Annotated in this window: 1 protein-coding gene; it reads left to right on the top strand. The window is 56.2% G+C overall.

Features of this window, described 5'->3' with window-relative positions; genetic code table 11:
- A partial coding sequence (locus tag G9G54_RS25120; protein WP_165179972.1) for an AMP-binding protein occupies window positions 1-258 on the top strand: 258 nt, incomplete at both ends.

The raw sequence follows: 258 nt of genomic DNA, 5'->3' as shown, positions 1-258 counted from the left end.
GTTATTCCGATCGGGAAACCGATTCAGAATATTCGTCTGTACATCGTGAAGGAAGGCACGGAGCAATTGCAGCCGATTGGGGTTGCGGGCGAACTGTGCATCGGTGGTGTCGGCGTAGCCCGAGGCTATCTGAACCGTCCAGAGCTGACGGCCGAGAAATTCGTAGCCGACCCGTTTGCCAGCGGGGAAGCAGGCTATGAACGGATGTACCGCACAGGCGATTTGGCGAGATGGATGCCGGACGGCAACATTGAATAT

The sequence above is a fragment of the Paenibacillus sp. EKM212P genome (assembly GCF_011066115.1).
Classification (GTDB): domain Bacteria; phylum Bacillota; class Bacilli; order Paenibacillales; family Paenibacillaceae; genus Paenibacillus; species Paenibacillus polymyxa_B.
Note: the sequence above shows the minus strand (reverse complement) of the source record. Positions and strands in the feature narration are given on the sequence as shown.